This is a genomic window from Clostridium sp. 'White wine YQ' (genome assembly GCF_028728205.1).
Lineage (GTDB): Bacteria > Bacillota > Clostridia > Clostridiales > Clostridiaceae > Clostridium_T.
Genome location: NZ_JAQYUU010000001.1, coordinates 1,453,930 through 1,478,367, shown reverse-complemented (window position 1 = coordinate 1,478,367; position 24,438 = coordinate 1,453,930). Strand labels below are relative to the sequence as shown.

Below are 24,438 nucleotides of genomic sequence, written 5' to 3'. Positions count from 1 at the left end.
GTTTAAGAAGATTTTTTATCTACAAACTCTACATAGCCTTCTGTTCCATTGACTCTTATATAATCGCCATCTTTTATTAGTTCAGTAACTTTATCTATACCAACCACTGCTGGAATACCATATTCTCTAGCAATAACTGATCCATGTGTCATCATTCCACCAACTTCAGTAATTAAACCAATTGCTGAAGTAAATAGAGGAGTCCAGCCTGGGTCTGTAAAAGGTGCAACTAAAATTTCTCCAGGATTTAGTTTGGCATCTTCAAGCTTTAAAATTACCCTTGCGGTACCTTCAATAATTCCAGCTGAAACAGGTATACCCGTTAATGCCCCATTAGGAGCATTGATATTCTTTCTTTTCCCTGTAATTATTTCTCCATAACTTGTCATTACACGTGGAGGAGTAAGATTTTCAAATTGCTCGTAATTCTTTATAATTGAATCAATATGATTTTCTATATTTTTAGAAAAACGGTTTTCTAGTAGTTCAATTATTTCAGATAATGAGAAGTAATAGATATCTTTTTCATTTTTAAGAACACCCTTTTGAGCTAGGGAATGAGCTTCTTCCATAATAACGCATTTATAAAGATCTATATGCGTTATTACTGCAAATTTATGATGTTCACGCATACCCATTAGGTTTCTATATAATTTAATTAATTTAGATATTTTTCTTCTTTCAAAGGAATTAAAATGTGATAGAATCTCTTTAGTAGCATTTTCTGCTTCAAATTCACCTTCCTTATATTTTTCAACATGTTCACCCCCTGAGGCAGTTCGAACATTACTTAAAATAGCAGGTATTAGTTGAGTAGGATCTTCATGCCATCTTGGTTTAGTAATATCTATTTCAGATGAACAACGCATACCATATTTCTTTAGGAATTTTTCAAATTCTGCTTTAAATTCATTTCCACCTGAAATTTTAGAAAGTCCTTCAAAGAAAGTTTCTTTTTGAGCTTTCTCTAAATAATCAACAAGTTCAGGATAATTTCTTGCTATATCTGCAAGATCAGCAACTCGTAGCCCAATTTCAGTTGTAACATTACCAGGAAGTGATTTATTAAGTTTACTTATTAAATAAGCACAGTTCTTTTCTCCAACTTTATTTATAAGTTTTTTTTCTAAAGAACTGGTTGCAAACATTCCAGAAACCCAATAGGGAACAACCTCAGCAAGTACATTTGGAAGCATTTGCCCTATATTTTCTTGAATCTTTTCAATTCTTTTTGAACCAGTAGCACTTAATATATCTTTTTTACTTTCCATTAAGATCTTTTCAATTAAGGCGTTGGCTTCATCTTTAGCATAACTTGAATCTTTTATATATAAGTTAGCTATTACCCTAGAAGATACGTGCTTAATTATAGGAAACATTTTCTTTACTACATGTAAAATATCCTTTTTTGAAACCTTAACCTTTATAAAATCTTCACGATTTATAGCTTCAAATAAAGCTGAGGATATTTGTTCATCCATTCCACGTAGAATTTTAAATAATCTTTTTTGAGTTGGTTTAAGTGAAAGTGGAGTAGTAAAGTCAGCGAACATTCTGCCACCAGCATCTACTATGAATGAGTTTCCTATATCAGATGAATCATTTTTTAAAAAATTGGTTAGATTTTTAAATATAGATATAGCCAGTGGTTTCATTGTATCTGTCATCATCTGAATATGACCAAAAGAAACAAAGACATGATAATTGTCATCTGAAACTTTAGGTAGTGGATATAATGATGTTATTGGGCGGCTTTGAAGAATATAAAACTTGCCTTCTGATAATCCCCATTCGATATCTTGTTCTATTCCATAATGGGCTTCGATTTCTTGTCCTAAGCTAGCAAGTGATAATATTTCTTTATCAGAAAGAGCTTGCATTTCTTGTTTTTCATTAGGAACATCTTTGGTAACAGTTCCTCCTTCAGGAATAGAGTATATAGCTATTTTCTTTTTCGAAATTTGCTTATTAATGATTTTACTGTCACGTACTTGGTATAAATCAGCCGATACTATACCTGATACAAGAGCTTCCCCAAGTCCATAACTTGCATCTATTGATAGGGTTTTACGACGTCCACTGATAGGATCAGCAGTAAACATTATCCCAGAAACTTCTGGAAAAACCATCTCTTGTACCACTACGGAAAGAAATACCAATCTATGATCAAATCCATTTTTAGCTCTATAAGAAATAGCTCTATCAGTAAAAAGTGAAGCCCAGCAGTTTTGGATTGCTTTTAATAGCTCACATTCACCGCATATATTTAAATAAGTATCTTGTTGTCCAGCAAAAGAAGCAGTTGGAAGATCTTCTGCCGTTGCACTGGAACGAACTGCATAGGCTTTATTTTCTCCAGATAATTTAAATGCTTCTAATATACTTGATTTTATATTCTGAGGCATAATAATAGTCTGTATATGATTTCTGATAACCTTTCCTAGTTCACTTATTTTTTCTAGTTGAGTGTATTCTAAAGTATCTAAAAGATCAAAAAGTTTTCTCATTTCTTTACTGGTTTCAATAAAGTTTTTATAAGCTAGGGTTGTAACACAAAAGCCTTGTGGAACAGGGAAGCCTGCTTTTGTCATCTCACCTAGGTTAGCACCTTTCCCCCCTACATAGGGTAAAGAGGATTTGTCAATCTCATTAAATTTAAGTACATATTTATTCATAATAAGTCCTCCATTTAAACTTTATAACTTGAGAAATATAATTCGGACACCTTGGAAACTTTGAAATTATTCTGAGTTTCCACGCACAAACCATAAGGTTCTATTAACCTTCAGTTTGTTTTACAGAAATTCCACTTAAGAATATATCTACATATGTATTTATTACATCTGTCTTTAAAAAATTATTTTGATTAAGAAATTCAGGTTTAATAAGTGCATGTAATGATTCATGTAGAAGTTCCATTACTAAATGTAGAGGTATGTCTTTTATTAGACCCATTTCATGAGCTTTTTTTAAAAAGTTTTCAAGAACCTTCTTACCTTCTCCACGAAGTTTACCATATTCCTCAGCTAGAATAGGAAGATATTTTTTTATATCCCTTAGAAATAAAGGACTTAGATTTAGAGAATCATTAACTACACTTGTTAAGGTTTCCCTAAGAGCAAGTAAAGGATGCTCTTGCTTTAATTGAGCTTTTTTTATATAATTAGTGATTTTCTCTTCAGTATTTTTAATGACGGCTGTTGCAATAGCTTCTTTACCATCATAATATTGATATATTGTTTTTTTACTCATTCCTAGTTCACTAGCTAAGTCTTGAACAGTTACGTTTCTGTATCCGCGGGCGTTAAATAGAGTATGAGCAATTTTCAAAATTCTAGTTTCATTAATATCTTCCAAAATCGAATACCTTCTTTCTATAAAAACTATGGAAACTATAACAGTATCTTATAGTTTCCATAGTAATATGATTTTCTATCATTGTCAATATAATAAAACTAGCATTCACCTTTAATTAGCATATTAATTGCTTCATTAATTAATGTGATATTTTTAGAAGCTAACCATTTTTCTGAGATTACAATGTATCTACAGTTATTTGATTTATTTTTTACATAAGAATAAATAATTTCAGTCTGATCAATTTCATCTCGTCCAATTTGTATTGAGGAGCTTAGTATTTCAGAATTAAAGTAAGAATGAATATAATTTTTCATATTTTCTTTTAACTCATCAAAATTATCCAACTTACCTATATAGCTATACAATATTTCAGTTCCACTAATGAGAAAGATTTTGACTTTTTCACTATTTAATGGCTCGAGTAAAACAATATTTTTATTTTCTTTTGTATATTCAATAACTTTAACTTTATTTATTAGGTAATTTACAGAAGTTAGATAATCTCTATATTTTGCGGCATTCTCAAAATCAAAGTTTTCGGATGCTGTGTTCATACTAGACTCTAGTTCATAAATAATACTTTTATCTTCATTATTTAGAAGATTAATAATTTTGTTAATTGTAATCATGTATTCTTCTCTTGAAAGTTTATCTATACACATTCCCATACATAAACCTAAGGAATAATTTAAACAAGCAGAACCTTTTCTTGAATTGTACGAGCATTGTATTTTGTAAAAATCTTTAAGATTATTAATACATTTTTCAAGGGTATTTTTATTTTTGTAAGGCCCCAAATAAATATTCCCATCATCTGTAGTAACGCTTTGAGAAAGTTCTAGGTTAGGGTATTTATCGTTAATATTTATTTTTATATATGAATAAGAATTTGGACTTTTCATTAATCTATTATATCTTGGTTTAATTTCTTTAATAAGTTTACATTCAAGCATAAAAGCTTCGAATTCTGTATCAGTAAGAATATAATCAAAATCTTTTAAGTTTTGAACTAATTTTATAACTTTTGGTGAATGAGACTTTGAATTTTGAAAATATGACCCAACTCTGCTTTTTAAGTTTTTAGATTTACCAACATAAATTATATTATTTAAAGAATCCTTCATTAGATAAACACCAGGAGTTGAAGGAAGTTCTTTTATTTTTTCTTTTAAATTCAAGATTTTTTCCTCCATAAAAATATAATAATTAATTTTATCACTATATATGAAAATATCCAATGGATACTAATGTAAGCATGTTTTTAGTAGCATAATTAATATTTTTCTAGACAAAATAAAAATGAAGTTGTTTATAAACACTTCGTATAATTTTATAAACTAAGGAGGAACGTAATTATGAAGAATAAACCTGATGATAGAAGTGATAATGTAGAGAGAATTCAGCATAATATTAGTAATACAATAAGAAACTGTGAGCTTGCTGATGAGATGATAGAAGAAACTGATGATCCACATACAAAAGAGGTATTATCAGCTAAAAATGAAAGAAGAGAAGAAGCTTTAAAAGGAATGAGAAAAGAAATAAGAGATGAAGCAATAAATGAGGAAATAGGTTTAAACAAATAAAGGCTACTTTTGAGGTGTTAAAACCTCCTTTAAAATAAGAAGTATCACTTAATTGTGATGCTTTTTATTTTAAGTAATAACAGAATACAGAGGTGATTTGAGTGAGTATAAGTGGAACATATTTATTACCACATCCGCCAATTGTAATTCCAGAGGTGGGAAAAGGTGAAGAAAAGAAAATAAGTGATACAAGTGACAATTTTCAAAAAATAAGTAAAGAAATAGCTGAAAAAAAGCCGAATACAATTATTATCATAACTCCTCATGGAGTAATGTTTCAAGATGCCATTTCACTAAGTTATGAAGATGATATAAGTGGGGATTTAAAAGACTTTCGTGTACCTGATGTTTCAATGAAATTAAAAATAAATAAGGAACTCACAAATAAGATATACGAACTTGCATATAGTGAAGGGATATCATCAGTTATGGCTACTAATACTTTGTTAAATAAATACAATTCTTCAGTGAATCTAGACCATGGAGCCATGGTTCCATTATATTTCATAAATAAGTATTATGGAGACTATAAACTTGTGCATATAACCTATTCAGCATTAAGTGATATAGATCTATATAGATTTGGAATTTGCATAAATAAAGCAGTAGAGGAATTAAATGAAGATTGTATCTTAATAGCTAGTGGTGATTTATCTCATAAACTAAAGGAAGAGGGACCTTATGGGTTTGATGCAGCAGGTGAGAAATTTGATAAAGAATTTCTTCATTGTCTGCATATGGGCGATGTAAAGGGTGTTTTTAATATAGATAAAGGAACTGTATGTAATGCTGGAGAATGTGGTAGAAGGTCTATTGCAATCCTGCTTGGAACACTAGATGAAAAGAAGTTTATTGGTGATTTATTGAGTTATGAGGGAACATTTGGAGTAGGATATGGAATAATGAAATTTAATATTATAGCAGATGGACCATCAAAATTACAAGAATTAGAGGAATTAAAGAATAAAGCTTATGAAAATATTAATAATCAAAAGGATCCGTATGTTAAACTTGCAAGAGAAAGTTTGACTTCATATTTAAAAACAGGAAAAGAACTTAAAATTATCCCTGATTATGTTACAGATGAAATGAAAGATAAAAAACGAGGAGTGTTTGTATCATTAAAAAAACACGGAGAACTAAGAGGATGTATAGGGACTATATTTCCAATAACAATTAATATTGCAGAAGAAATAATTCGTAACGCTATTTCTGCAGGTATAAATGATCCAAGATTTTATTCAGTTGAAGAAGAGGAATTATTAGATATAAATTTTTCAGTAGATGTACTTACAGAACCAGAAAGAGCTACAATAGATGAATTAGATCCAAAGGAATATGGGGTTATTGTGAAATCTAAAGGAAGAACAGGACTTTTGCTACCAGACTTAGAAGGAGTGAATACTGTAGAAGAACAGCTAGCTATTGCATTAGATAAGGCAGGAATAGATTATGATGAGGATTATGAGATACAAAAATTTAAGGTAATTAGACATAAAGAAGAATAGGAAGGACTTAACTTATGAAAAAAGAGGCTATGTTTTATGAAAAATTAGATGATAAAGTACATTGTTATTTGTGTCCTCATAATTGTGTAATTAAAAATGGGCATATAGGAAAATGTAATGTAAGAAAACATGAGGATGGAATATTGTACACTTTGAATTATGGAGAGATAACTGCAGCATCATTAGATCCTATAGAGAAGAAACCGCTTTATTATTTCAAACCTAATACTCAGATATTTTCTGTAGGCAGTTATGGATGTAATTTTACTTGTGGATTTTGTCAAAATTATAGTATTTCTCAGTCAGTTGCTAAAAGTGATTACGTCCCTCCAGAAAATTTGATTGAAGCAGTACTAACTACAAAAAATAATGTTGGATTGGCTTTTACCTATAATGAACCTAGTATTTGGTATGAATATATGTATGATACGTCTAAACTTTTAAAAGAAACGGATACTAGTAAATCGGTAGTAATTGTAACTAATGGATATATAAGCGAAGAACCCATAAGAGAGATACTTCCATATGTTGATGCCATGAATATAGATTTAAAGAGTTTTAGCAATAAGTATTATAAGGACTTATGTGGTGGAAGTTTAAAACCTGTGCTTAAAACCATAGAAATAGCAGCAAAAGAATGTCATGTAGAAATTACAACCCTATTAGTTAGTGGAGAAAATGATAATTTAGAAGAAGTAGAGGAAATCTCTAAGTTTTTAAGTTCAATTAGTCCAGATATCCCACTTCACCTTTCAAGGTATTTTCCTAGATATAAGCTTGAAAACTCACCAACAGATATTAATTTTATGAAAAAAGCAGAGGAATTAGCTAAAAGATATTTAAATAAAGTTAATTTGGGGAATATATAATATGTAGGATTCAATAATTAATGTTATTTAGAAATAAATATTAGTGAGGAAGGTGATGATAATGAAAAATATATTGTTAAAGAATGGATTAATCTATAATTTTGAAAAAGATAGTTATGAAAAAAAAGACATTCTTATAAAAGATAAAAAAATAAGTCAAGTTTCTGAAAATATAACTGCTACTGCAAATGACTTAGAAGTTATAGAGTTAAATGAAGCATATATCTCACCTGGGATTATTGATTGTCATACTCACCTTGGAATAATAGAAGAATGTACCGGGAAAATTGGGCAAGATAACAATGAAACTTCGGATCCAGTTACGCCTGAGCTTAATGGTATTGATGGAATAAATCCTCTTGATGTGTCTTTTGAAGATGCAGTAAGGTCTGGAGTAACTTGTGTAATGAGCGGACCCGGAAGTAATAATGTTGTTGGGGGAAGAAATGTTGCCATAAAAACTTATGGAAGAATTATAGATAAAATGATAGTTAAAAATCCAGTAGGGTTTAAAATAGCATTGGGAGAAAATCCACTATCAACCTATGGAATTAAAGAAAAAGCTCCAGTAACAAGAATGGGAGTAGCTGCATTAGTAAGAGATTTGTTTATGAGAACAGAAGATTATATAGCTCGTAAAGAAGCAAATAAACTAGATGAAAGAGATATAAAATTAGAAGCAGTAATTCCTGTTATAAAAGGTGAGATACCTCTTCGTGTTCATGCTCATAGAGCAGATGATATAGTAACAGCAATAAGAATTGCAGAAGAATTTCATATAAGTAAAATGGTAATCGAACACGGTACAGAAGCACATTTAATAAAGGAGTACATAAAAGAAAAAAATATACCTATTGCTTATGGCCCACTACTAACACCTAGAATAAAAATGGAACTTAAGGCTAGAAAATATTCTAATATAGTAGAATTAGTTGGGGAGGGAATTACTACTGCATTAATAACTGATCATCCTTATAATTCAATAGACTGTTTAAGGTCAATTGCTTCAATTGCTGAAGGGGAAGGGTTATCTCACAAAGATGCTTTAAAAGCAATAACCATAAATGCTGCAGAAATTATAAATTGTGGAGATAGATTAGGAAAAATTGAAGCTGGTTATGATGCAGATATAGTAGTTTATGATATGGAGCCACTAGATATTAAATCAAAAGTGAAATATACAATAATAGATGGAACTGTAGTATACGATGCAAAAGAGCAAAAAAAATAAAAGATGTGAAGTTCACATCTTTTTTAGTTTAAAATCTACTTTCAGAATCTTTTTCGATAACCACATTTTCTGCAGAGTTCTTCTACAGCAGTTCTATTAGAAAAACCATTAAATAAATTATTAGCTCTTTCATTTTCAATAATTTCACCAAAATTTTCAGTATTAATATTACCTAGATTAATGATACCTTCTCCATCTAAACAGCAAGGTATAACAGTTCCATCAACTAAGATACCAACCTGACTTCTAAGTGCATAACAAAAGCCTATTCCGTCATCTTCTTTTTCCTGTAAACCAGGCCAAATAAATTCATGATCCTGATTTAAATATACTGAATCATCTATTTTAATACCACGAACAGGATTTATCTTATCTTGAATTTTATAATCTAGATTAAATTCTTTTTCTAAAACTTCAAGTATATGCTTATTCTTAAATAGTTCAAGATTTTTTTCATCATTTTCATCTAAATTCCACAACCTAAGAGCTGAGATTATGTTGTTTTGCTTTGCTTCTTTAGCAAAGTTTATAATATTATTTATATATTCATCTTTATTCTTAGAATCTTCATTGCCGTCAAAACTATGAAGAGAAAAGTTAACTTGTCTAAGTGCAGGTTTTGAAATCAGTATATCTTTAACCTTATTTATAAGAGTTCCATTTGTAGTTATGTTAACTTTAAATCCTTTTTCAAAACTTAGATCTAAAAACTTATCTATCTCAGGATGCAATAAAGGTTCACCTTTTATATGAAAATAAATGTACTCTCCATAAGGTTTAATCTGGGTAAGTATTTTGTCAAAGGTTTCGAAGGTCATAAAACTTGGAGGTCTATTTGTTTTTGGACAAAACGTACAAGCTAGATTACATACGTTAGTAATTTCTATATATATTTTTTTGAATTTCTTCATAAGTATTAACTCCGTTTCTTAGGTACTCTTTATCTATATGAGGATATCATTTTTCATATAAAATCACAATCTTTAAATATAAGATAATAAGAAAATTAGGTTTAAGGTATGATATAATTTCCATATGGTATTTATTACAAAATAAATGGGGGACAAATAGAGAGTTTCTATATTAGGGGGATTAATAAATGTTATTGTTTGACAAGTGTTTAGAATCGGATGCTATTATCTTAAAAGATATTGCATTAAGAGCCTTTGAAGAAGATAGGATTAAATATGGAGCTATACCACCAAATATAGATACGGTAGAGTGGCATATATCAAAAGTTCAAGATGGGATGTACTATAAAATTATAAGAGAAGATAAGATAATTGGTGCATTTAAATTGTATGAAGTTGATAAAGAACACTTTAGGTTAGGTGCATTATTTATTGATCCAGAGTATCATAATGAGGGTATTGGTAGCGAGGCAATAGACTTTATAGAAAAGAAATATTCTCATATAAAGAAATGGTCCTTAGATACACCTTATAAAAATTTTAGAAATCAATATTTCTATGAAAAACATGGGTATGTAAAGGTGGGAGAGTATAAGCCTTTAGAAAATAATCCTATGCTTTTATTCGAATATAATAAAGAAAAGAAAAGAGACATTGAAAAAGTTGTTAGGAAATACTTTAAGTCATGGATAGATAGGGATGAATGTGCACTAAGTGAAGTGTTCTCTGAAGAGGTAATATACTTTGAATCTTATGGTCCTGTATATAATGGATTAGCAGAAATACAAAAGTGGTTTAGAGATTGGAATAAACGGGGCCGAGTAATAGCTTGGGAAATAAAAAATATTGTTGTTGCTGAAAATTCAGTAATATGTGAATGGTATTTTAAAAATGAATTTGATGGAAAACTAGATTCCTTCAATGGAGTATCTTGGATAAACTTTGATAAGTGTAATAAAATAATTCAGCTTAAGGAATTTGCATCGACTATTCCAAATTATTTGCCTTATAGAAATAAAGAAATTTATTATGAATAAAAATAGAAGAGGTTTTCCTCTTCTATTTTTATTGAATAATAATTACATATTTGAAACTTTTCTGCACTCATCGGCACATTGGCTGCAAATATTAGCACAAGTTTTGCAATGCTCATCGTCATGCATCTCACATTCAACTATACATTTTTCACATATTACTGCGCAAAGATTACATATTTCTTTAATACTTCCACTTCCTCTAGACATAAAACATGCTGATGTTGTACAAATTTCAGCACAATCTTGTAGTGTTCTAATGCAATCAATCCTAGATTTTACATCTGATTCATGCAAGCAAAGATTGAGACATTCATTACAGATTTGTGCACATTTTGAACAAATATCAATACAAGATTGATGAGGGTTTTTGTTAGAAATAAGAGAATTTACAGGTATATTCATAGCAACTGGCATAATAAAATCCTCCTTAATATAAAAAATACTTTGATTTCAAATCTCAAGATACAAAATTATTATTTGCTTATTGGATTCTATTATTCAGAGAAAAATATGAACTATTGACCTAATTCTTCCCAGTGTTCATAAGCTTCATTTAGTTCAATTAATGAACTAGCTTTATCCTTGGCAATAATTGATCCACGAAGCTTTGCTATATCAGCATCGAATAGATTAATCTCATCTCTTTCTGAGCTAAATTGAACAAACTTCACCATCTTATCCCAAGAAGTTGATAATTGATCTATCTTTTTAGAAGCATCTTCCCATTTTTCCCCTTCAATATCGTTAATTATTTGGTCTATAGCCCCGGGTATAGTTATATTATCCATTGGAATCCTTTTTAGAAAATTCCCACTAAGCATAATTAATATAAAGAGAACTATGGTTATAATAGGTATGGATATTACAAAAAATTTTCTCAAGAGTTATTCCTCCTTAATATGGACCTTTATAATCTCCAATATCCGTTACTTTTTTTATATGATCCTTGTATCTATCAATATATAAGGAACCAGATGGAGTTAAAGTTGCTAGAAAAACTTCAGAAATATCATTTATTCCATGAGTTTTTAACTGCTTATTTATCCAATTTGTACTTTTATTTAATTGTTTTAAATTTTCTTGGATTAATATTCCATCATAAATGATTTCAGTACTTATACCAGTCGAAGTTTTAGTTATATTCATATCTTTTGCTGTTAGAGGCTCATATTCAGGCTTCTTTAGAACAGATAGTTGACCATTAGGTTCAATTATTGCAAAATCAACCTGTGTCAAATCAAATATATCCTTATTTCTTAGTAATTCCATAATGTCAGTAACCCGATACTTCATTTTTCTAAGAGCGTCTTCCATTATTTTGCCATTCATTATAACTATGGTTGGTTCTCCTTCAATATATTTTGCTGCATATCTCCACTTCATAGTTATATATTCCATTAAATAACCTAGTACAGCCCAAACTAAAAGACCAATCCAATGTGGCCAAGCCCTACTTGAAAGATCAGTTGTTAGGGAAGCTGCAATGGAACCAATTGTAATTCCTAGAACATAATCAAAAAATGCCAATTGACTTATTTGTTGTTTTCCTAGTAGCTTGGCAAAGATTAATAATGTGAAAAATCCAATAATTGAGCGAATTAGAACTACTAAACCTTCATTCAATTTAATACCCCCTGTAATGATAATATGTAGTTAGTATAAAACAATTTAACATATTTATTCTGGGATAATTAGTTTATATTTTTACAAATAGATAGGTATAATAAAAAAGAATTTTAGAGTTTACTATATAGTGATAGTTTATGGAGGATTATATGAGATACGTAGTTGTTTGTGTTGTAAAAGGGAAAGCAGGGTACGTTAACGATAATTTGAGGAAAAATATATGGAATAAGTTTAAAGCAAAATCATCAAAGCTCCCAGCTCACTTTACTATAAAAGCACCTTTTGAATATGAGGGGAGTATTAATGCTCTAGAAGAGTTACTTCAAGAGTTCTGTGAACAAGAAAAAGCAGGTCCTTTTAAGCTAAGTGGGTACGAACATTTTAATGATAGGGTAGTATATATGAAGGTAATTATGTCTAACGAAGGTAAGCTTATGCATGATAGGCTGATTGAAAAGATGAGTGAAATTTCATATCTAGACTTTACTAAAAAAGATGGAAAAGATAAGATTTTTCATGTTACAGTAGCTTCAAAAAATCTACGATCTAAATATAATGAAGTCTGGAATTTTGTTAATTTAACTCCATGTGAATTTGATTGCTTGTTTGATAATATTTCTATTTTTAGATGGGAAGAAAACACTTGGAAACTACATCATGAATTTGTTTTACAAAGATAAAATGTTATGGAAGAATTTATTTGTGCTACAATTAAAAGATAATTAAAAAATATTTATTATAGAAGGTTAAGGTATTTATAGAATAGGATGTGACTAATTGTGGCAACAGATATGACAAATGGAAATATTTCAAAGCACTTAATTAAATTTGCGGTTCCTTTAATATTAGGGAATATCTTTCAACTTACATATAATGCAGCAGATTCTATAATTGTAGGACGATTTGTAGGTACTGATGCGCTAGCGGCAGTTGGTACTGCAAATCCGATAATGAATATTGTAATTTTCTTTATTGTGGGAATCTGTATGGGAGCTTCAGTCCTTATGAGTGAATATTTTGGTGCAGGAAACATTAAAAAGTTTAAGAGAGAGGTTTCAACTACCTTTATAGCAGGATTCATATTTACAGTCATAATGATTATAATTTGTATGATTCTTACTAAGCCTATACTTAGATTAATTAATACCCCAGAAAAAATTCTCCCTGATGCTGCAATGTTCTTAAGAATTATATTTTTTGGACTTATTTTTACTTTTTTATATAATATATATTCATCAACCTTAAGAAGTATTGGGGACTCAAAGACACCTTTAATATTCTTAATAATATCATCTATTTTAAATATAGTTATGGATATAATTTTTGTTGTTTTTTTAAAGTTTGGAGTAGCGGGTGCAGGAATTGCAACAGTACTTGCTGAAATGTTTTCAAGTGTTTTTTGTATAGTATATGTTTATAGGAAGATACCAATTTTACATTTTAAGAAAAATGAGTTTATATTAGATAAATTACTTTTGAGAAAAACTATAAATTATAGCTGGGCAACTGCAATGCAACAAACTTGTTTATATGTTGGAAAGTTTTTAGTACAAGGAGCAGTAAATCCACTTGGGGTAGAGGCTATAGCAACATTTAATGCAGTAAATCGTGTTGATGATTTTGCATTTACACCTCAGCAAAGTATAGCACATGGATTAACAACTTTTTTGGCACAAAATAGAGGGGCTAAGAAAAAGGAAAGAGTTAAAAAAGCTTTTATAGAAGGAATGAAGATTGAAACTATATATTGGATAGTTCTCTTGATAGCTGTGTATTTTGGAGCACATAGTATTATGAATTTATTTGTCCCAGACAAAGGTTCGAAAGTTGTAGAGCTTGGAGTGATGTATCTTGAACTTATGGCATTTTTCTACTTGCTTCCTAGTTGGACAAACGGTATACAAGGGTATTTCAGAGGAATGGGTGACTTTAAAGTTACATTAATTTCAACATTCCTACAAATATCTACTAGAGTTATATTTTCATATTTACTAGCACCTAGAATGGAGATAGTTGGTATAGCAGTAGCATGCTTATTTGGCTGGATAGTAATGCTTGCTTATGAAGTTCCAGTGTGCATAAAACATAGACGAGCTTATAATGTATAAATTATTTAAAAATAGGGGGTATATATGGAGTTAAAGGATTGGAATGAGAAGTTAAAATTTTTAAAAAGTATAATACTAAAGCCAGAGGAATTTAATGAAGCTATGAATCTGTGTTTAGATTTACATGCCATGGTACATGAATCTAGTATGTCTCACATTGATGAGAAGACATTTGAGGATGAGTTATGGGAAGGATTGGATGAAGAGACAATTCGAAGGGCAGTTAATTCAAAAGGTAGAACTATTGCCTATGGTATATGGCATTCTACAAGAATAGAAGACATAACCATGAATTTATTAGTAAGTGATAGTGAGCAAGTTATAGATATGGGAGACTTTATAAAAAATATAAATTCCATAATTTATGATACTGGTAATGAACTTGCAGCAGAAGAAATTCTAGAATTTAGCAAACAGATAAATATAGAGGAACTAAAAAGATATAGAATAGAAGTTGGTAGAAGAACTAGGGAGATTATTAAAAAACTTACGACCACAGATATGAAGAGAAAGATTCCAAAAGAGAGACTTCAAAGAGTTAGGGATAAAAAAGCAGTATCAGAAGCTGAGTCAGCTATTTGGTTAATAGACTTCTGGGGAAGAAAAAATGTTTCAGGATTGATATTAATGCCAGCATTAAGGCATCACATAGTGCATATTAATGAAAGTATTGCAGCAAAAAAAAGAGGAAAATAGAAGTAAGTTAAGTTTAAGGGAACTAGAATTGATGAAGAAAATATTACAAGTATAAAATATATGAATATAAACATATTAATAATGATTTGTCACAAATGATAATTTATATTTTCTAGGAGGATTTTATTATGGAGTTAGCGTCACACGAATTAAATGATCTTCATGAATTAATAGTTAGTTGTGTAAATTCAATAACTAATATGGCACTCTTTAAAAATGCAGTACATGATCAAGAACTTAAAAGCATGATAGAAAGACATTTCCCAGCACACATACAAGATTATAATATGAAAGTTGAGTTTGTAAAAAATGCAACTGGGTCTACACAAAAACTCCAAGTACCTGAGTTAAATGTAAGTTTAACTGACTTTACAAAATCCCCAGTAAATAATCTAGAGCCTGTTACACCTAGAACTGATGTGCAAGAATTAAATGATAGGGAAATAGCTACAGCATATCTTTTAACACTAAAGAGGGCAGGAAGAGAATATGCTTGGAGTGCAATGGAGGCAAGTAATCCAAAAATAAGGGAATTTTTAAAAGATGCTTTTACAATGAGTTGCAATCATGCATACGATGTATGGCAATGGATGGTTAAGAAAGGCTATTATCCACTTTGTCCAGCACCACAAGAACAAATCAATAAAGCATCATCCATTTATAACGAAGTAAGAGAATTTGCATTAAAATAAGAAGAGTGATAGGAATTTCCTATCGCTCTTTTGCGTTATAAACTTTCATCACGGATATATATTAAATTATTAAAGTAGAAAAACACTCATTAAACAGAGTGTTTTTCAGCGTTTGAATAATATGCTAATTGATTTGCAGCTTGCATTCCAGTATATAATGAGCCTTGCATCCAACCGTGAGAGACTGAAGCATGTTCACCTGCGAAAAAAATTCTATTATTATATTCTGGTCTTGTAATTTCATATGAAAAAACTCGTTTTTGTCCAGGAGTCATATGACAAACTGCACCTCTTGACCACTCTTCTATATTCCAAGAAATATACATTGATTTTTCCACAATAGAATTTAATAATCCCTTAGGTAATCCATGAAGTTTCTCAAGCTCAGTTGCGATTATGTCATTATGAATAGGTTCACTTATATTTGCAATACTTGTAGCATCCATATGTAAGTTATATGAAGCTACTAATACCCCAGGCTCATCAGGATTTGGATTATTTATATGATCTGAAGGATATAGAGTTGTGGTTAATGGACCATCGGAATAGGAGATACCTCCATTGATTCTACCATAATCTGTATCTTCTTCCCAAAAACGTTTCTTACATAAATATATAGTTCTATGTCCATTAACATAAGCAATTTGCCTTATTGCTTCCATTTTTCTATTTGAGAATACTGGATCAATATCAACAGTTTTAAGGATAGTAAATGGAATAGCGCATACAACATAATCAAAGGATTCATTTAAAACTTCAGTAAGTTCCCTATTTTTATACGTAATTATAACTTTATCACCAGCTTCATTTTTATGAATTCCCGATACCCAGTAGCCACCAATCCAGTTTACATTTCCTATGGCCTCTTGCGGTATATTATCGTATTCTTTAGGTTTTTGAGACAATAAAGAATAGTAAAATGCTAAAGGTAGATTTACATTGCCGCCATCAATTCTATATAAGTGCTGAAAGAAAATTGGATAATTTTCTTGTAATATTTCATTATAAGCCTCGTCAATTAAAGAGCCAGAAAATGCATCAACACTTGTTAACAGTTGAATAGCCTCATCACTTAGTCCTAAAAGTTCAAGATTTTGACGTACACTAATATTTAATAGCGGAATATACTTAGGGTTATAAACTGGAAGAATTTTTAATAATTCAGTTCTAATATTAGGTGGTAAAGTTTTTATAGGAGAATTAAAAGCATAATTATAAAGCTCAGGCCAAGGCGTATTTCTTTCCTTTGGAGTTAAATTAAATTTAGGATAAAGAACTTTCTGAATTTCCTCAGGTTTGTTTCTAATTCTAGTATTGAGAATATATAAAAAAGCATCTGGATTATACTGAATAAAAGGATAGGTATGAAGTCTAAAAAGATTAATATAATGCCAGGTAGTCTCATGCGTTACAGGAATTCTAATAGCCCCTAACTCTCCATAAATCTTTTTTTCATCATCGAAGTAATGTGTATAAACTCTACCACCAATTCTATTTCTAGCTTCAAAAATGGTGATATCACATCCTAATTTTCTAAGTTCAAAAGCAGAAGACATTCCAGCAAGTCCTCCACCAATTATGCCCACCTTCTTTCCTTTAAGGGAGCCGGGAGGGGCATAGTTTATGATATTAGGAGGGGGGGCTAATAAACTAATAATGTTATTAAAATCTTCCTCACGTCCAACTTTAGCGAGATCACTTCTTATTAGTGAATACCTTTGTTCATTTGTTGGATTCGAAGGTTGATTTGGTAAATCTAATATATTCATAAATATAAATATCTCCCAAATAATTAATTTATACAATTATATTAGAATAAATGAGTAAATAGACGTAATTATTAGCGCTTATAATTATAAAATGTAAAATTATAAGAATTATGAATATTGACATTATAATCATTAAGAGGTAAAATTTTAGCGTGCACTAGGGGAGCTGTAGTGGCTGAGATGAAATTTTTCAGACCCTTTAAACCTGCACTGGGTAATGCCAGCGAAGGGAAGTGAGTAAGTAGTATATGGGAAAAGTCTATTCACATATAGATATTCTATTAGATTATTAACTCTTTTCGATCGGTATACCTAATACTGTTTGAAAGGAGTTTTTTTATGGGCTTTTCTGAGAGATTGTACTTAAAAGGTAAGTATATTTGGGATGCATGCTTAGAGCATCCATTTCTTAAAGATATGAGTAACGGTACACTAGCTGAAGACAAGTTTTGTTTTTATATTAAACAAGATTATGTTTATTTAATTGACTATATAAAACTTTTTGCATTAGGAATGGTTAAAGCTGATTCCTTAGAAGACATGAAGAGCTTTTCTAAATGTGCAAATGATATTGTAAGTATAGAGATGGACGGGCATATAGAATTTGCAAAAAGATTTGGCATAACTAAGGAAGAACTTGAGGATACTAAACCTAATTCGAATAATTTATCTTACACAAAATTTATGCTTCAGGTAGCAAATGAAGGAACATTAGCAGAACTTGTTGCAGCATTACTTCCTTGCATGTGGAGTTACAGCTTTATTGGTAAAAGCTTAGCGAAAAAAGATAAGGCTTTAGAACATGAGCTTTATAAAGAATGGATTCTAACCTATGCAAGTGATGAGTATAATAATGAAGTTAATTGGTGCATCAATTTAATGGATAAAGTAGCAGAAGGACTACCAGAAAGACAACTTGAAAAATTAGAAGAAATCTTCATTCTATCATCAAAATATGAATATATGTTTTGGGATGCATGTTATAAAAAAGAAGGTTGGGTAATTTAAATGAAGGCATTAGAAATTAATAATTTATCTTTTAAATATAGAGATACAGACAAGCTTATATTAGACGATTTATCTTTTAGTATAAATAAAAATGAGTTTGTAACTATTATTGCTCCTAGTGGAACTGGAAAGAGTACTTTATTTAGATTAATACTTGGGTTACTAAAACCAATTAGTGGAAGCATAGATATAGAGAAAAATAACAATAAAAATATTATTGGGTATATGCCTCAAAAAGACTGCTTGATGCCTTGGAGAACAATATTAGATAATACAGCTGTTGGCTTGGAGTTAAATGGATATTCGAAAAAAGAGGCAAGAAAAAAGGCAGTTACATATTTTGAAAGTTTTAATCTTAAAGGAACGGAAAATTCATATCCACATGAGTTATCAGGAGGAATGAGACAAAGAGCATCTTTTTTAAGAGCGATTGTAAATAATCCGTCATTACTTCTATTAGATGAGCCATTTTCTTCATTAGATGCGTTAACAAGAAGGAAAATGCAAGCTTGGTTACTAGATTTATGTCAGAAGGAAAAAAACACCGTATTTATGATAACACATGATATAGAAGAAGCGTTGCTTTTGTCAGACCGAATATTGATATGTACGGAATTACCATATAAAAATCTAAAATCTATTGAAGTTAATATTAATAGACCGAGAACTTATGAAACTACCTTAACTGGTGAATTTATTGAATTGAAGAGACAAATATTGAATATCTTAGATAAGCTAGAAGAATCGAAGGAGGGAATATAGATGAGCAGATTTAAAAATAATATATTCCCACTAGTATTTGTAATTTTAGTTATATTGGCATGGCAATACTTAGTTCCTTATTTTAATGTTCCAAAATTTATTTTGCCTAAGTTTTCAAATGTGCTAACTGCTTTATGGACTCAGAGAGAATTGCTATTTAGTCATTCATTAGTAACCTTAGGCGAGGCTTTATTGGGATTAGTTATATCTGTAGTTATCGGAATACTATGCGCTTTTTCTATATATGCATCAAAAGGGCTTGGAAAAACATTATATCCTATTATAATTTTTTCACAAACAATTCCAACTATTGCATTATCACCAATTATGGTTATGTGGTTTGGATATACCATATGGTCTAAGGTTGCTGTAGTTATACTATTTTGTTTCTTCCCGATCGTAGTAAGTACGCTGGATGGATTAAATAGTGTTGATAAAGATTTAGAAGATGTACTAAAGGCCCTAGGAGGCAGTAAAATTCAAATATTTATGAAGCTTCATATGAATTCAGTATTGCCAAATTTTCTAAGTAGTTTCAAAATTGCAGCAACATATAGCATTGCCGGAGCAACTATAGGAGAATGGTTAGGAGCAGAAAAGGGACTAGGAACTTATGTAAAGAGAGTAGCTGGGATGCTACAATCTGATTCAGTTTTTGCAGGAGTGCTTGTTTTATCCTTTCTAGGATTACTTCTATTTTCAGTAGGGGTTTTACTTGAAAGAATTTTATTAAAATATAGAAAAGGAATAAAGGAGAGTAACTATGAAATTAAGAAGATTTAGTATTATTTTAGCAATGGTTATGCTATTTAGTTTAGCATTAACAGCATGTAGTAAGAAAGAAGAACAAAGTACAAGTAAAGAGTTAAAAGAAGTTAATGTTCTTTTAGATTGGTATCCAAATGCAGTTCATGCGTTTTTATATGCAGCAGAGGAACAAGGATATTTCAAGGAAGCTGGATTAAAAGTTAACTTAATAACACCAGCTGGAACTGATGACGGAATTAAGTTAGTAGCTGCTAATAAAGCTGATTTTGCTATAAGTTATCCAAAACAAATAATATTAGCAAGAGGGGAAAACATTCCTGTAAAATCAGTAGGAGCTATAGTTAGAAGTTCATTAAATCAATTGATGGTTAGAAAAGATTCAGGAGTTAAAACATTAAAAGATTTAGAAGGAAAAAAAGTAGGATATGCTTCTTTTGATATTGATAAAGAAACTGTAAAAGCAATGGTACAACAAGCTGGAGGAGATCCTTCAAAAATCAATTTTGTAGATGTAGGATATGATTTAATGAGCTCTATTCAATCTAAAAGAGTAGATGCAATAATAGGCGGATATATAAATCATGAAAAAATATTACTAGAAAAAGATGGAGTTGAGTTGGTTACATTTAATCCATCAGATTACGGTGTTCCTAACAATTATGAATTAACTTTTGTAGCTAGTGATGATGCTATAAAGAATGATAATGAAAAAGTTCAAGCTTTCTTAAATGCTGTAAAAAAAGGATTTGATTATACTAAAAAGAATCCTGATAAAGCATTAGACTTAGTATTAAAAGCACAAGATAAGAGTTTCCCTCTTGATTCAGAGGTAGAAAAGAAGAGCTTAGATATACTATTACCATTAATGGAAAATAAGAGCGGAGATTTTCTAACTCAAGATGAAGCTAACTGGTCAGGTAATATTAAATGGTTAAAAGATAAGGATCTACTTAAAGCAGATGTAAATAGCAAAGATGTTTTTGAGCAAATAATAAAATAGAGAAATTCATTTAAAAAGGGTGCTATAAGCACCCTTTTACTCTTTAAAAGCCATTATAGTTAACAAATTCACCTACAGGTTTTCTGTAGCCTCTTAATCTGCGTTTTGATGTATCTTCTTTGCCCATAGCAATAAGAAGTGTAATTTCGAGATTGTCTGGAATATTAAATAATTTGCGAACCTCATCTGAATTAAATCCTATCATCGGACAAGTATCCCAACCCTTATCTTTAGCGATAAGCATGAACATCATTGCTGAAAGAGAAGCATTTCTTATTGCTTCATCATACTTAAAGCCATCACCTCTGCTTTCATATAGATTATCAATATCTCTTACCATATTATCATAATCCAACTTGCTCATAATACCTAAGTTAAGCATTCCGGAATAAATATTAGCAGCATTTTTATATGCTTCTTTATCACCTAGGACCAAAATAGCAGCAGAAGCAGTATGAAGTTTATATTGATTAAAAGCAGCTTTTCTTAGAGCTTCCTTTTTTTCAGGATCGTTAATAACTAAATAATGGGCATGCTGAATATTAAAACAAGATGGAGCTAGTTTCAATTGCTCAAAAATTTCGTTAAAATCGCTATCAGGTATTTTAACTCCATCAATAAAATTGTTTGCTGAACGTCTATTTTCAATTATTTCTTTTAATTCTGACATTTATGTTCCCCCTATGTATATATAATGTATTAGAAAAATTACCTATGATGCTATAATATAACAAGTAACTTATAAATGTCAAGTAAATATATAAAAGTAAGTTGTGTCGCATATTTTTAAAATGTTTGAAGAGAATATATCTTGACGCAGAGAGAAAAAAGTGCAATAATTTAATTAAAGTAAATAATAAAAAGTAAGTTAATAATTTATATTATAATTGATAAACGGAGGTAATTTAAATGAATAATGATTTTTATAATGCAGTTGAAAAAAGACGTTCATATTATGGAATAACAAAGGAAACTGTTGTAGCTGACGAGAGAATAAAAGAGGTAGTTGAGCATGCAGTAATGCATACACCATCTGCATTTAACTCTCAAAGCACTAGAGTAATAATATTACTTAATAAACAACATGATAGATTGTGGGATATTACAAAGGAGTCACTAAGAAAAATAGTTCCGGAGGATCAATTCAGCTCAACTGAAGAGAAGATAAATTCTTTTAAAAATGGATATGGAACAATTCTTTATTTTGAAGATAATAGCGTAATAGAATCCCTACAGAATCAATTCTCATTGTATAAAGATAACTTCCCAGTATGGGCACAACAATCAAATGGCATGCATCAATATGTTATATGGACAGCTTTAGAGATAGAAGGATTTGGAGTTTCATTACAGCACTACAATGAACTCATAGAATCAGATGTAAAGAAGGAGTGGAGTATACCAGAAAACTGGAAGCTTATAGCACAGATGCCATTTGGAAAACCATCTTCAGCACCTGGTGAAAAAAATTATAATCCAATTGAAGAAAGAGTAAAGCTATTTAAATAGGAAAGAAAGCATATATCTGATGATATATGCTTTCAATTTTTACAGTAATAAAAATTCACTCGTTTCTAATATATACATATAAATATAAGAGAAAGGAGTGTTGTAAGATGCCAGTTAGTAAAAAAAGAAAAAAGGTTTGTAAAAAGAAACAAGATTATAATAAAAATAAGATTAATAAAGTAATAAAAACATATTCTAAATTAATAGATAATTATTTGCCTTTAATGAAAGACCATGAAATTCCAAAAGAAAGTTCTTATGAAATAAGCGTTGTTAGTGAATTAGGAAGTTTATCACTTTCTTCTACGCATTTTGCAGCAGTAATTAAACCAATTAAAAATAATAATGAGATTATACAAGAAACTAAGGAAAGTATAATAAGAGAAAGGCTAATACTAATGTTAGCAATTCACGTTATGATAGATATATTGCCTGAGGAGATTGAAGAAAATAAATTTACTGACAAATTAAAATATTATTATGGATTAATAGCAGTCTATTATGATTTGGAGAAGATACCTTCATTAAAGAACTATGGGAATATTACATTTAATATAAAAGAGGAATATTTAGATAAATAAAAGGAATTGCAGTAATGTAATTCCTTTTAAATTATCGCATAGAAGGGATAAAATTGTTTGTTATGATAAGCTATACTTTTTTGTAAATTTATAGTATATTTTTAAGAGTAAAAAACGATATATATAATATAGAACTTTGAAGAAAAATTTTTCTATTTTACAAAAGAATTTATGATATATAAAAATACTACCTTAATATTTGCTGTTATTCGTATCGAAATATATAGGGCATAATTATTTAGTATAGAATTATATATCATTCTGAGTGAAATTATAATTTTATAGGGGTTTTAAATAGACACCTGGGAGGTAGCAACATGAAAAAATTAAGTTTGTTAATAGAAAAAAAGCGTGAAGAAGTACATGAAGCTATTGATCTGTACGGGATAAACGATTGTAGGACACTAATAAAGAGTCAGGAGTTAGATAAGTTGATGGCGATGGAGCAAAAAAGAAGATTAATGGAATGTTAAAAATACATAAAAAGTATATTTTAAAGTACATATTTATCGCTAAAGTGTCACAGTAATGACATATTCAAATTTTATAATGAGTTTGTAATAAGTTTTATTTTTTTCGTAGATCTCCTTAATATATGGTATTCATTATAGTGAATGCCTATTTTTTTTAGCAATTTTAAGTAAATATTTTCCAGGAAATATTATTGAGTTATATTATAAAATGATAACATTAACTTATTTAATTTTTCAACATTTAATTAACTAAAATTATATTGCACATTAATGAATTTGGAGTATACTGGTATAGAACAAATATTTTATGAAGGGAGTGATATAGTAGTGGATTTTAAATTAATAATTGCAATTATAGCTATAACAGCTGCACTTATTTTCTATACAACGGGGGTTTTCTGGGAGAGACATACAAAAGTATTAAAAAAGAATCAGGTTATTGTTTTTTGGATAGGATTATTTTTTGATATAACAGGTACTACCATCATGACTAACATAGCAAATAGTGGACAAGTGCAAATTAAATCAGATTTTACTCAAAATATACATGGTATAACAGGAATGTTAGCAATAGTTCTAATGTTATTGCATGCAGGTTGGGCAGCATGGGTAGTTTATAAAGATGATATTGAAAGAAAAAAAGTGTTCCATAAATTTAGTATTTTTGTTTGGTTAGTTTGGTTAATACCGTACTTTTTAGGAATGTTTATGGGAATGATGAAGTAGGTACTATTTGTTTTTTGAATATAAAGAATATATTGGATGAATATATGACTTTAAAAGCCATAAGTTAAATTTTTTTAACTTATGGCTTTTTTAGTTAGGAGTTTGAACATGTAATAAGTATAGTGCACAATATTTAAAATACTTACAACATTAGTATTACTTGTTTAAATTAGAATATACATAGAATACTTGTTTATTTAAATATAAAAATTTATTTT

At 29.7% G+C, this 24,438-nt stretch carries 26 protein-coding genes and 1 riboswitch; of the genes, 17 read left to right on the top strand and 9 right to left on the bottom strand.

Annotated elements, in window-relative coordinates; all coding sequences use genetic code 11:
* Positions 1–2 precede the first annotated feature (2 nt).
* From PTZ02_RS07440 to PTZ02_RS07430, 3 genes are all read right to left on the bottom strand, one after another.
* Positions 3–2,675: a phosphoenolpyruvate synthase gene (locus PTZ02_RS07440; protein ID WP_274227160.1), complete on the bottom strand. Its 2,673-nt coding sequence runs from the start codon at positions 2,673–2,675 to the stop codon at positions 3–5.
* Positions 2,676–2,778: 103 nt separating this feature from the next.
* The gene (locus PTZ02_RS07435) at positions 2,779–3,357 is read right to left on the bottom strand and encodes a TetR/AcrR family transcriptional regulator (RefSeq protein ID WP_274227159.1); all 579 of its coding nucleotides are present in this window, start codon (positions 3,355–3,357) and stop codon (positions 2,779–2,781) included.
* A gap of 98 nt (positions 3,358–3,455) precedes the next feature.
* The gene (locus PTZ02_RS07430; protein WP_274227158.1) at positions 3,456–4,538 is read right to left on the bottom strand and encodes a GIY-YIG nuclease family protein; all 1,083 of its coding nucleotides are present in this window, start codon (positions 4,536–4,538) and stop codon (positions 3,456–3,458) included.
* A 177-nt stretch (positions 4,539–4,715) separates the two neighbouring features.
* Here PTZ02_RS07430 and tlp point away from each other — a divergent pair, with 177 nt between their 5' ends.
* The 4 genes from tlp to PTZ02_RS07410 all read left to right on the top strand — a co-directional run bounded on the left by tlp (position 4,716) and on the right by PTZ02_RS07410 (position 8,554).
* Positions 4,716–4,946, top strand: a complete 231-nt coding sequence (gene tlp, locus PTZ02_RS07425) for a small acid-soluble spore protein Tlp (RefSeq protein WP_274227157.1) — start codon at positions 4,716–4,718, stop codon at positions 4,944–4,946.
* Between the two features lie 101 nt (positions 4,947–5,047).
* Positions 5,048–6,454 carry an AmmeMemoRadiSam system protein A gene (amrA, locus tag PTZ02_RS07420; RefSeq protein WP_274227156.1) on the top strand — a complete coding sequence of 469 codons (1,407 nt, stop codon included), beginning with the start codon at positions 5,048–5,050 and terminating at the stop codon, positions 6,452–6,454.
* Positions 6,455–6,468: 14 nt separating this feature from the next.
* Entirely contained in the window at positions 6,469–7,323 is an 855-nt protein-coding gene (gene amrS, locus PTZ02_RS07415; RefSeq protein ID WP_274227155.1) for an AmmeMemoRadiSam system radical SAM enzyme, read from the top strand.
* A gap of 61 nt (positions 7,324–7,384) precedes the next feature.
* The gene (locus PTZ02_RS07410) at positions 7,385–8,554 is read left to right on the top strand and encodes an amidohydrolase (protein WP_274227154.1); all 1,170 of its coding nucleotides are present in this window, start codon (positions 7,385–7,387) and stop codon (positions 8,552–8,554) included.
* A gap of 41 nt (positions 8,555–8,595) precedes the next feature.
* Here the strand turns inward: PTZ02_RS07410 and PTZ02_RS07405 are convergent, their stop codons facing one another.
* On the bottom strand, positions 8,596–9,465 hold the full coding sequence (locus PTZ02_RS07405) for a radical SAM/SPASM domain-containing protein (protein WP_274227153.1): 870 nt from the start codon (positions 9,463–9,465) through the stop codon (positions 8,596–8,598).
* A 188-nt stretch (positions 9,466–9,653) separates the two neighbouring features.
* Here PTZ02_RS07405 and PTZ02_RS07400 point away from each other — a divergent pair, with 188 nt between their 5' ends.
* Positions 9,654–10,502: a GNAT family N-acetyltransferase gene (locus PTZ02_RS07400; RefSeq protein WP_274227152.1), complete on the top strand. Its 849-nt coding sequence runs from the start codon at positions 9,654–9,656 to the stop codon at positions 10,500–10,502.
* 42 nt (positions 10,503–10,544) lie between these two features.
* On the opposite strand, the gene PTZ02_RS07395 is transcribed toward PTZ02_RS07400, so the two are convergent.
* The 3 genes from PTZ02_RS07395 to PTZ02_RS07385 all read right to left on the bottom strand — a co-directional run bounded on the left by PTZ02_RS07395 (position 10,545) and on the right by PTZ02_RS07385 (position 12,125).
* Positions 10,545–10,916: a four-helix bundle copper-binding protein gene (locus PTZ02_RS07395; protein WP_274227151.1), complete on the bottom strand. Its 372-nt coding sequence runs from the start codon at positions 10,914–10,916 to the stop codon at positions 10,545–10,547.
* A 101-nt stretch (positions 10,917–11,017) separates the two neighbouring features.
* Positions 11,018–11,383, bottom strand: a complete 366-nt coding sequence (locus PTZ02_RS07390; RefSeq protein ID WP_274227150.1) for a DUF4363 family protein — start codon at positions 11,381–11,383, stop codon at positions 11,018–11,020.
* A gap of 13 nt (positions 11,384–11,396) precedes the next feature.
* Entirely contained in the window at positions 11,397–12,125 is a 729-nt protein-coding gene (locus tag PTZ02_RS07385; RefSeq protein WP_274227149.1) for a YetF domain-containing protein, read from the bottom strand.
* Positions 12,126–12,277: 152 nt separating this feature from the next.
* Between PTZ02_RS07385 and PTZ02_RS07380 the strand changes: the two genes are divergently transcribed.
* From PTZ02_RS07380 to PTZ02_RS07365, 4 genes are all read left to right on the top strand, one after another.
* Entirely contained in the window at positions 12,278–12,808 is a 531-nt protein-coding gene (locus tag PTZ02_RS07380; RefSeq protein WP_274227148.1) for a 2'-5' RNA ligase family protein, read from the top strand.
* A 99-nt stretch (positions 12,809–12,907) separates the two neighbouring features.
* On the top strand, positions 12,908–14,236 hold the full coding sequence (locus PTZ02_RS07375; protein ID WP_337992984.1) for an MATE family efflux transporter: 1,329 nt from the start codon (positions 12,908–12,910) through the stop codon (positions 14,234–14,236).
* Between the two features lie 24 nt (positions 14,237–14,260).
* Positions 14,261–14,932: a DinB family protein gene (locus PTZ02_RS07370; protein ID WP_274227147.1), complete on the top strand. Its 672-nt coding sequence runs from the start codon at positions 14,261–14,263 to the stop codon at positions 14,930–14,932.
* Positions 14,933–15,060: 128 nt separating this feature from the next.
* Positions 15,061–15,624: a spore coat protein gene (locus PTZ02_RS07365; protein WP_274227146.1), complete on the top strand. Its 564-nt coding sequence runs from the start codon at positions 15,061–15,063 to the stop codon at positions 15,622–15,624.
* 89 nt (positions 15,625–15,713) lie between these two features.
* On the opposite strand, the gene PTZ02_RS07360 is transcribed toward PTZ02_RS07365, so the two are convergent.
* A complete protein-coding gene (locus PTZ02_RS07360; protein ID WP_274227145.1) occupies positions 15,714–17,393 on the bottom strand; it encodes a flavin monoamine oxidase family protein in 1,680 nt (559 codons plus the stop codon).
* A gap of 149 nt (positions 17,394–17,542) precedes the next feature.
* A riboswitch (TPP riboswitch) is annotated at positions 17,543–17,642 on the top strand.
* 90 nt (positions 17,643–17,732) lie between these two features.
* On the opposite strand from PTZ02_RS07360, the gene tenA reads away from it, so the two are divergent.
* Genes tenA through PTZ02_RS07340 form a run of 4 tightly spaced genes read left to right on the top strand, consistent with a single transcriptional unit; the run spans position 17,733 to position 20,931 of the window.
* Positions 17,733–18,401 carry a thiaminase II gene (gene tenA, locus PTZ02_RS07355; RefSeq protein WP_274227144.1) on the top strand — a complete coding sequence of 223 codons (669 nt, stop codon included), beginning with the start codon at positions 17,733–17,735 and terminating at the stop codon, positions 18,399–18,401.
* The gene (locus PTZ02_RS07350; protein WP_274227143.1) at positions 18,402–19,163 is read left to right on the top strand and encodes an ABC transporter ATP-binding protein; all 762 of its coding nucleotides are present in this window, start codon (positions 18,402–18,404) and stop codon (positions 19,161–19,163) included.
* Complete coding sequence (locus tag PTZ02_RS07345; RefSeq protein WP_274227142.1) at positions 19,164–19,946, top strand: ABC transporter permease; 783 nt, start codon at positions 19,164–19,166, stop codon at positions 19,944–19,946. It begins immediately after the preceding gene.
* Positions 19,927–20,931, top strand: a complete 1,005-nt coding sequence (locus PTZ02_RS07340) for an ABC transporter substrate-binding protein (RefSeq protein ID WP_274227141.1) — start codon at positions 19,927–19,929, stop codon at positions 20,929–20,931. The genes PTZ02_RS07345 and PTZ02_RS07340 overlap by 20 nt, the downstream gene beginning before the upstream one ends.
* A 43-nt stretch (positions 20,932–20,974) precedes the next feature.
* Here PTZ02_RS07340 and PTZ02_RS07335 read toward each other — a convergent pair whose 3' ends face one another.
* Complete coding sequence (locus PTZ02_RS07335) at positions 20,975–21,601, bottom strand: nitroreductase family protein (protein ID WP_274227140.1); 627 nt, start codon at positions 21,599–21,601, stop codon at positions 20,975–20,977.
* Between the two features lie 239 nt (positions 21,602–21,840).
* On the opposite strand from PTZ02_RS07335, the gene PTZ02_RS07330 reads away from it, so the two are divergent.
* From PTZ02_RS07330 to PTZ02_RS07315, 4 genes are all read left to right on the top strand, one after another.
* Positions 21,841–22,440: a nitroreductase family protein gene (locus tag PTZ02_RS07330; RefSeq protein WP_274227139.1), complete on the top strand. Its 600-nt coding sequence runs from the start codon at positions 21,841–21,843 to the stop codon at positions 22,438–22,440.
* 107 nt (positions 22,441–22,547) lie between these two features.
* Positions 22,548–23,021 carry a hypothetical protein gene (locus PTZ02_RS07325; RefSeq protein WP_274227138.1) on the top strand — a complete coding sequence of 158 codons (474 nt, stop codon included), beginning with the start codon at positions 22,548–22,550 and terminating at the stop codon, positions 23,019–23,021.
* 317 nt (positions 23,022–23,338) lie between these two features.
* A complete protein-coding gene (locus tag PTZ02_RS07320) occupies positions 23,339–23,494 on the top strand; it encodes an aspartyl-phosphate phosphatase Spo0E family protein (RefSeq protein WP_274227137.1) in 156 nt (51 codons plus the stop codon).
* Between the two features lie 327 nt (positions 23,495–23,821).
* Positions 23,822–24,220 (top strand): HsmA family protein, encoded by a 399-nt coding sequence (locus PTZ02_RS07315; RefSeq protein WP_274227136.1) that lies wholly within the window; start codon positions 23,822–23,824, stop codon positions 24,218–24,220.
* Positions 24,221–24,438: the final 218 nt, after the last annotated feature.

Excerpts from the sequence above, each read along its gene's own strand:
- amrS (WP_274227155.1), top strand. The coding sequence starts at position 6,469 with ATGAAAAAAGAGGCTATGTTTTATGAAAAATTAGATGATAAAGTACAT.
- tlp (WP_274227157.1), top strand. The coding sequence starts at position 4,716 with ATGAAGAATAAACCTGATGATAGAAGTGATAATGTAGAGAGAATTCAG.
- PTZ02_RS07365 (WP_274227146.1), top strand. The coding sequence starts at position 15,061 with ATGGAGTTAGCGTCACACGAATTAAATGATCTTCATGAATTAATAGTT.
- PTZ02_RS07340 (WP_274227141.1), top strand. The coding sequence starts at position 19,927 with ATGAAATTAAGAAGATTTAGTATTATTTTAGCAATGGTTATGCTATTT.
- PTZ02_RS07410 (WP_274227154.1), top strand. The coding sequence starts at position 7,385 with ATGAAAAATATATTGTTAAAGAATGGATTAATCTATAATTTTGAAAAA.
- PTZ02_RS07395 (WP_274227151.1), bottom strand. The coding sequence starts at position 10,916 with ATGCCAGTTGCTATGAATATACCTGTAAATTCTCTTATTTCTAACAAA.
- PTZ02_RS07400 (WP_274227152.1), top strand. The coding sequence starts at position 9,654 with ATGTTATTGTTTGACAAGTGTTTAGAATCGGATGCTATTATCTTAAAA.
- PTZ02_RS07330 (WP_274227139.1), top strand. The coding sequence starts at position 21,841 with ATGAATAATGATTTTTATAATGCAGTTGAAAAAAGACGTTCATATTAT.
- PTZ02_RS07370 (WP_274227147.1), top strand. The coding sequence starts at position 14,261 with ATGGAGTTAAAGGATTGGAATGAGAAGTTAAAATTTTTAAAAAGTATA.
- PTZ02_RS07380 (WP_274227148.1), top strand. The coding sequence starts at position 12,278 with ATGAGATACGTAGTTGTTTGTGTTGTAAAAGGGAAAGCAGGGTACGTT.
- PTZ02_RS07345 (WP_274227142.1), top strand. The coding sequence starts at position 19,164 with ATGAGCAGATTTAAAAATAATATATTCCCACTAGTATTTGTAATTTTA.
- PTZ02_RS07320 (WP_274227137.1), top strand. The coding sequence starts at position 23,339 with ATGAAAAAATTAAGTTTGTTAATAGAAAAAAAGCGTGAAGAAGTACAT.
- tenA (WP_274227144.1), top strand. The coding sequence starts at position 17,733 with ATGGGCTTTTCTGAGAGATTGTACTTAAAAGGTAAGTATATTTGGGAT.
- PTZ02_RS07350 (WP_274227143.1), top strand. The coding sequence starts at position 18,402 with ATGAAGGCATTAGAAATTAATAATTTATCTTTTAAATATAGAGATACA.
- PTZ02_RS07405 (WP_274227153.1), bottom strand. The coding sequence starts at position 9,465 with ATGAAGAAATTCAAAAAAATATATATAGAAATTACTAACGTATGTAAT.
- PTZ02_RS07360 (WP_274227145.1), bottom strand. The coding sequence starts at position 17,393 with ATGAATATATTAGATTTACCAAATCAACCTTCGAATCCAACAAATGAA.
- PTZ02_RS07335 (WP_274227140.1), bottom strand. The coding sequence starts at position 21,601 with ATGTCAGAATTAAAAGAAATAATTGAAAATAGACGTTCAGCAAACAAT.
- PTZ02_RS07325 (WP_274227138.1), top strand. The coding sequence starts at position 22,548 with ATGCCAGTTAGTAAAAAAAGAAAAAAGGTTTGTAAAAAGAAACAAGAT.
- PTZ02_RS07440 (WP_274227160.1), bottom strand. The coding sequence starts at position 2,675 with ATGAATAAATATGTACTTAAATTTAATGAGATTGACAAATCCTCTTTA.